Below are 6,644 nucleotides of genomic sequence, written 5' to 3'. Positions count from 1 at the left end.
AAGAAAACAACTATTCGGTATTAGCTACCGTTTCCGGTAGTTGTCCCAAACTTGAGGGCAGGTTGCCTACGTGTTACTCACCCGTCCGCCGCTAACTATCAGAGAAGCAAGCTTCTCTTCAAGTCCGCTCGACTTGCATGTATTAGGCATGCCGCCAGCGTTCGTCCTGAGCCAGGATCAAACTCTCCAATAAAGTATTGAAAAGAGCGATAAGCTCATTTTGAATCTGACGAGATTAAAAATCTCATTTGTGCTCCAGTCGATTCAAGCCAAGGCTTGTTTCAAACTTTCGCGTTCATTCTGCAAGCAGAATGTTCACTCACTCGTTGTTCAGTTTTCAAAGATCAAACTTATTTCGTTACCGAATGTTTTTCTCTTCAGCAACTCTTATATAATATCATGTCCGAACCAACTTTGCAAGCTCTTTTTTTAAGTTTCTTTCGAAGCTTATTTCAATCGCTTGCCGCACCGTGTATCTCGTGTTTTTTTGGCCGGAAATAGAATATACCATGTACAGTTGTGGAACGCAAGTCTTTTTTTGATGAACATTAAATTCTTATAAAATGAGTCCCCTGTGGACCTTTTAACAAGTATCTCCTTATAGCCGCCGGCCAAATGATACATCTGCGCACTAACTTTAATGATCGGAGTAATTAACTTACATACGCAAAAAGTTTTTCACATGATCCCTAATCCAATTATAGAGAAACACATGTTGTATACAGTACAGACTCATCACGTTATAAAAACTTATTAACCGATGATTTCATTGGATAAACAACCAATAGTTCTTAGAACATTATATTCATTCCTTCTATTATAGAAGGAAAACATTTTTGAGATTCATTCTACTCAAGAAAGAAGAACAAAAAAAGCGAAAGCTCCGGGTTTAGATCCCGTGGCTTCCGCTTCTTTCATTTATAAGGTAACAAACTCATCTCCGTATTCTTCATTAAAACTAATGTACCTTTACTCCCCGCCAATAAATACGTATCGGCAGACTACAATGAGCGCCAAGATCCACATAAGCCAGTGAATTTTCACTTTACGTTCTGTAACCAAGTTACTGAACACCGCCAGAATCACATAAGATACGATACCTGCGGAGATCCCGTTTGCGATTCCACCTGTGAAAGGCATCAATACAATGGTAAGGAACGCAGGGAAAGCTTGCAGGAAATCATCCCACTCAATGCTGCGCACTTGACTCATCATAAGCACACCCACGATGATCAATGCCGGAGCCGTAGCAGCGGATGGAACAACAAGTGCAAGCGGCGCGATAAACAGGGCCAAAATAAACAACAAACCTGTCGTTACCGAAGTCAGTCCTGTACGTCCACCCGCCTCAACACCCGAAGCACTTTCAACGTATGCCGTAATTGTACTTGTACCTAGTGCAGCACCCGCGCTGACACCAACTGCATCGACGAGCATCGCTTTACCGATGGTTTTCTCGCCTTTTTTCTTATCCTTCATAATGCCCATACGTGTTGCAGTACCTACCATCGTACCAAACGTGTCGAACAATTCAACGAAGGTAAAGATGAAGATAATCTCGAACAATCCGAGACTGATGGCACCTTTCAAATCCAGCTGTCCAACCGCCAGATCACTGAAGTTAGGCAACCAGCTTGCGCCTGAAAGACCACTCAGATTCGTAACTCCCATCGGAATACCAATCAGCGTTGTTGCTACGATCCCGATCAGCAGAGCGCCTTTGACGCGCATAACCATCAGAATAGCAATAAGGAGCAAACCAATTAGGGCCAGCAACGCATCGTGATGTGTTACAAAGTTGCCCAATGACAAGTTAAAACTGCTACCTGGAATCGGCTGACTCAGATCTGCGTCTGGTGCAACATTAACTGTTACAGCCACGAGATTAGCAAGTTTGAAACCAATAATGGTAATAAAGAGACCGATACCAACCGTAATCGCCATTTTGATCGACTGCGGAACTGCAACAAGCAGCATTTGACGAATCTTAGTCACGGTCAAAATAATGAACACGATACCGGAAAGGAATACCGCTCCGAGAGCTGCTTGCCAAGTAATCGCTCCATTCGAACTTAGAACGACAGTCATGAAGTACGCATTCAACCCCATACCTGGTGCAAGTGCGATCGGAATATTCACGAACAACCCCATAATAATAGTCATTAATCCGGCGCCGACGGCTGTTGCAAAGAATACTGCATTATCCGACATCCCCGCACCGGCTTGTCCCAAGAACAACGTATTCACAAAAAGAATGTAAGCCATTGTCATAAAGGTAGTGAGACCCGCAACAATCTCCGTTCTAACGTTTGTTCCGTTTTCTTTTAGTTTAAAGAAACGATCCATAATTCACTAACTCCTCCTTAGAGATGTTGAAGCCATATTGAAAAACGACAAATGACCCTGAAGAAGATTCTTCACCCAGGGTTCAGCTGACAAGGAGAGGCACGATGCCTTTACTAAGAACAAAAAAAATTCTAATGTGCGTGATGTCCCGCAATCATGTAGAATTCATGTGCTTAACCTTCTCCTCTTCGTAGCCAGATCATTAGGGTGATCTCGTAGAGACTCCCGGGCCAATCCCCAGGATTATACGAATAAGTATGCGCTATTTGTTTGTTTCCCATCACTATTTTAGGAGGGCAGTATGTTTTTGTCAATGATAAAAACGAATATTAATCTCACCCTTTTATAATATCGTTCGTATTATTTAACAGATTGAACCAGTTCAGCGGTTTACAACCCAATTGAATGCGCTTTTTTCGGTGAAATTGCACTGGAATATGTCTATTCTGTCAGACTGAAGTTCAGCAGGATAACATAAAAAAGCTAACCTGATCAAAGGGCGAGAAACGCTCTAATCAGGTTAGCTTAAGTTTCTGATGCGTTTAGCAATCAGGAGAATGATATTTAGGAATAACGATGTCTCGTATTCCAAAGTCGTATACTCATTAGGTATATGGAGCAATTTGCGACATGTTCCGGAGCTATTTTTTACCGGATCAGTCCTATATGTTAATTATATCTCTGTCTGCGGAGTATCCTGTATATCTTGTTGTTCCTGATTTGCGTTTGTTGTGTCAGAGGATAACTCCTGGTTTCTGGTCTGATCGGAAGAAGCATCCGCTGCCTCTAAATTCACAAATGGAAAGTCCCCCGAACCGGAAGCCAGGTCTTGCATACCTGAGCCGCATCCTGCCAGCATCACCATCAGAAACGCACTTCCAATGCCCATCTTCCATTTGCTCATATAGTCGGTTTTACGCATACATTCAATCTCCTTTCAGTAGCCATATAGCTCTTAGTATGCACTTATTGTACGGGCCCGACCTGAAAGGATCATGAAGTGAACTTTAAAATGAGATGAAATTCGAAATTCCAAGCAAGTATCAGGTAGAGGCTAATTATTTAGATCTAATGAAAAGTTGCTGACTACCTCTACAAACTTAACTTTCTTTATAAAATTACCGATATAAAACATGAAAAATTACGTATTATGGAGGTTATGAGATGTATTTTGGAAAAAAATTAATTATGGGGATGTTGTCTTTCCTATTGATAGCGGGATGTCTGGCTGGCGCTGTCGTAGCAAAGGATTCAAAAGCCAAGGGGTTTTCTATTGATGTAACAAGCGATTCAACCCTAATACCTGGTCAGGGTATATCGGTGAACGTCGGAATTCTCAACACTGGCGCTCCTCATGAAAATGGAGACGTCCAATCAGCGACTATCGTTTTAAGCTATGATGAGAATATCTTTGCAACGGATGAAGATGAAGTACTACGGTTTGACGAAACACTTGGAAAATACATATGGAGAGACGATGCCTTTATCATTCCTACCGACTATTTTGAATCCAAGGATTACACGATCCAAAATCCAGAACCCGCAGATCTTGACCCTAATGATGGTAAACAAGAAATTATTATTTCGATTTCAGCCAAAAATGGCAAATCAATTAGTTCTTCCTCCGGCGAAGCATTTATATCTTTTCATCTAAAAACTAAAGAAGACAGTTTGAATAAACAAACGTCTATTGAAGTTTTACCGGCTATGACTCTCTTGGTAAATCACAATGGAGAATCGATTCAGAATTATAACACAACACCAGCAAATATTTTCGTTTCTATGCCAAAGAACATTTTCGTTGTTGCGGGGACAATGCGACCTGACTTTCTACCCTTCATTTTCAGTTTAAATGATGGCAACGAACTGAATGCACTTGCATACTTTGAAAATGGGGATGCTGTCTATGTAACGGATATGGTCACATGGCATTCAACAAACACAGAAGTATTAAAGCCCCATGGAAACGGTAATGTACAAGCTGTAGGCTTAGGAACTGCCTCAATAAAGGTCACATTCGGTTCTATAACTGGTGAGAAAATGATTAAAGTTGTAACACCTGCCACTGCCGCCATATTGAATGCAGAGCCTGAGCCATATGCTACCGTAGTTAGATCAGACTCCAAGCCGATAGAAGTTCAAGTTATTATAAATGGCAAAATAATTTCAGATTCAGGCCGCATCGTTAATGGGTCCGTATACATTCCTTTACGTGCTATCAGCGAATCCTTCGGTGTTGTCGTAGGCTATGATTCCTCCAAGAAGCTACCAGTGCTCTATGGCAGTCCCCTGACACAGTCCAGAAATATCTCAGGAATTTCATATGTTAAAGCAAAGGATCTCCCGTCTCTACTTGGCGCAAACATTAAATGGAGCAATGCAACTAAGAAATTGTATATAGAGTATCCTTCCAAACCTTAACACTCAACAAAATAGCTTGAGCACAAAAAATACTCTTCTCTATTTGCTGAAATTCACAGATAGAGAAGAGTATTTTAATTATACATTCAAATTTATATTACGTTCTACTCCCACTCGATTGTTGCAGGTGGTTTGGAAGTTACGTCATAAACGATACGGTTTACGTTATCAACTTCGTTAACGATCCGCACGGAGATTTTCTCCAGCACATCCCAAGGGATACGCGCCCAGTCCGCAGTCATACCGTCGATGGATGTTACAGCACGGATACCTACTGTGTAGGAATACGTACGCGCATCACCCATAACTTGCTTCAATAATTGGTCATTACATGTCTATTATTGTGTTATTTTATAGATCAATTGTAGCGGGTGAACTTGAAAAAAACAAGCTGAAATATATAAAATATGGGTGCAGTATTAGAGATAAAGGCATTATCAACATGGTACTGTTTACTACGCATACAACGCTACTAATTCAGGGTTCTTGCTGATGTTGATTATGTAACCAAACAGGTGTCTGATGCTGTGGATGTTACCACGAGTTCAAGCCACATCAATGGCATGACGGATGGCACGTTGAACGCGGGATGGCGAAATACAATGTTTGGATTTATTCAACTTATCGTAATTTATCAGGTTTAAAATGAACAAACAGTTAGTGAAATCATCAACATAAGTATGTAATTAAATACATTAAACGTAAAGTAAGTAAGCAACATTCACGTTAGACCACCCTACTGTTCAAAATCAGATTTCAGTAATGTTTATATTCAATGACTCTGTTAAAAAATAATATACAGCTTTCTCATACTACTCGTATTAAAATAGTAATAAAGAACAAAAATAAGAGGAGAAATCAAAATGACTTCAACGCCTATGGAAAAAATAAAAGCTTTCCAAAGTATGAAACCCTTTGTATCTAAGCAAAATTTAGAACTAGTTGCAGCTATGCTTAATCTAACAGAAGTTGACCGTACTATAAGAATAGGAGGGAAAGAGGCTGAGTTTGAGTTTTTGTTAATGAGTCACTCCTTGGGTAATCTTAAAGATATTATAGCCTTTGAAGAAGGATTCTCTAGGCTTACCAATACTGTCACTACAGATTTTCTTTTTATCACTCAAGATGATAGAAGATTGGTTATTGAAGTTAAATCTACTGAAAAGTCAACATGGAAAATATCTGAAACTGTGCTCAATGACAAAGAGAAGTTTGCAGAGTTAATGAACGCAGAACTCTATTTTGCCATTAAAATCAAGAATAATTGGATTTTTTTACCAAGTAATTATGTGAGACAAAAGGAAAAAAGAATTACGGTTGATGATCTATTGAATACTGAACTACACATTTTAGGTGAGCAAACTTTTATATTCCGTAAGTCCTTAACATTTAAGACCTCATATGTAACTGATGCAAGTAAAGGGATAGGCATCCAGCACCCTGACTATGGTTTCTTGAATCGATATTCATTAGAAATCAACAAAACGAATATCTTAAGAGTTACACCTAGTTCAAATAATAAATTGTTAGGATATATTTTCCCCTTAGAAGCTGTCCAAGATTCTGCTTCGAACCATCATCAAGAAATAAAAAAAATTGACGCTAATAAAACACTAATTATTGAAATTCTTAATGAAAATTGTCAATTCAATCTTTCTCACTTCTTACTTGCACCGATTAGACATATAACCCATGATTTACATGATAACTATGATTTCCCTACTTATATTATTGAGAATATTGACAAATTAGATGAACAATTCATTAATAGAAACACAGTGCTAAATACATTAGGAATGCTTCACAAAAAAGGTTTAGAAGTTATTGAGGTGATAAACAAAAACTTATATCCTTTAGCACGCCTGTTGAATATCCTA

The 6,644-nt window shown here is 39.3% G+C and carries 4 protein-coding genes, 1 rRNA gene, 2 pseudogenes and 1 riboswitch; of the genes and pseudogenes, 2 read left to right on the top strand and 5 right to left on the bottom strand.

The window, feature by feature from the left end; translation table 11 throughout:
- The 3 genes from J7E78_RS29200 to J7E78_RS29190 all read right to left on the bottom strand — a co-directional run.
- A 16S ribosomal RNA gene (locus tag J7E78_RS29200) occupies positions 1 to 193 on the bottom strand; the annotation flags it as partial.
- Positions 194 to 969: 776 nt separating this feature from the next.
- Positions 970 to 2,346, bottom strand: coding sequence for an NCS2 family permease (locus J7E78_RS29195; RefSeq protein WP_047841443.1), 1,377 nt, complete (start codon positions 2,344 to 2,346; stop codon positions 970 to 972).
- A gap of 171 nt (positions 2,347 to 2,517) precedes the next feature.
- Positions 2,518 to 2,617, bottom strand: a riboswitch (purine riboswitch).
- A gap of 402 nt (positions 2,618 to 3,019) precedes the next feature.
- Positions 3,020 to 3,268, bottom strand: coding sequence for a hypothetical protein (locus tag J7E78_RS29190; protein WP_215080346.1), 249 nt, complete (start codon positions 3,266 to 3,268; stop codon positions 3,020 to 3,022).
- Between the two features lie 242 nt (positions 3,269 to 3,510).
- Here J7E78_RS29190 and J7E78_RS29185 point away from each other — a divergent pair, with 242 nt between their 5' ends.
- Complete coding sequence (locus J7E78_RS29185; RefSeq protein ID WP_215080344.1) at positions 3,511 to 4,767, top strand: hypothetical protein; 1,257 nt, start codon at positions 3,511 to 3,513, stop codon at positions 4,765 to 4,767.
- A gap of 104 nt (positions 4,768 to 4,871) precedes the next feature.
- Here J7E78_RS29185 and J7E78_RS29180 read toward each other — a convergent pair.
- Together J7E78_RS29180 and J7E78_RS29175 are read right to left on the bottom strand one after the other, a co-directional pair.
- Positions 4,872 to 5,075: pseudogene (locus J7E78_RS29180) on the bottom strand (GMP synthase (glutamine-hydrolyzing)); the annotation flags it as partial.
- A gap of 147 nt (positions 5,076 to 5,222) precedes the next feature.
- A pseudogene (locus tag J7E78_RS29175) lies at positions 5,223 to 5,363 on the bottom strand (sporulation initiation factor Spo0A C-terminal domain-containing protein); the annotation flags it as partial.
- 267 nt (positions 5,364 to 5,630) lie between these two features.
- Between J7E78_RS29175 and J7E78_RS29170 the strand changes: the two are divergent.
- Positions 5,631 to 6,644 (top strand): hypothetical protein (locus J7E78_RS29170; RefSeq protein WP_215080342.1); only part of this gene is annotated, 1,014 nt, incomplete at its 3' end.

This window comes from Paenibacillus polymyxa (genome assembly GCF_018614975.1).
Classification (GTDB): Bacteria; Bacillota; Bacilli; order Paenibacillales; family Paenibacillaceae; genus Paenibacillus; species Paenibacillus polymyxa_E.
Note: the sequence above shows the minus strand (reverse complement) of the source record. Positions and strands in the feature narration are given on the sequence as shown.

Coding starts and splice junctions, on each gene's coding strand:
- J7E78_RS29190 (WP_215080346.1), bottom strand. CDS start 3,268: ATGCGTAAAACCGACTATATGAGCAAATGGAAGATGGGCATTGGAAGT.
- J7E78_RS29185 (WP_215080344.1), top strand. CDS start 3,511: ATGTATTTTGGAAAAAAATTAATTATGGGGATGTTGTCTTTCCTATTG.
- J7E78_RS29195 (WP_047841443.1), bottom strand. CDS start 2,346: ATGGATCGTTTCTTTAAACTAAAAGAAAACGGAACAAACGTTAGAACG.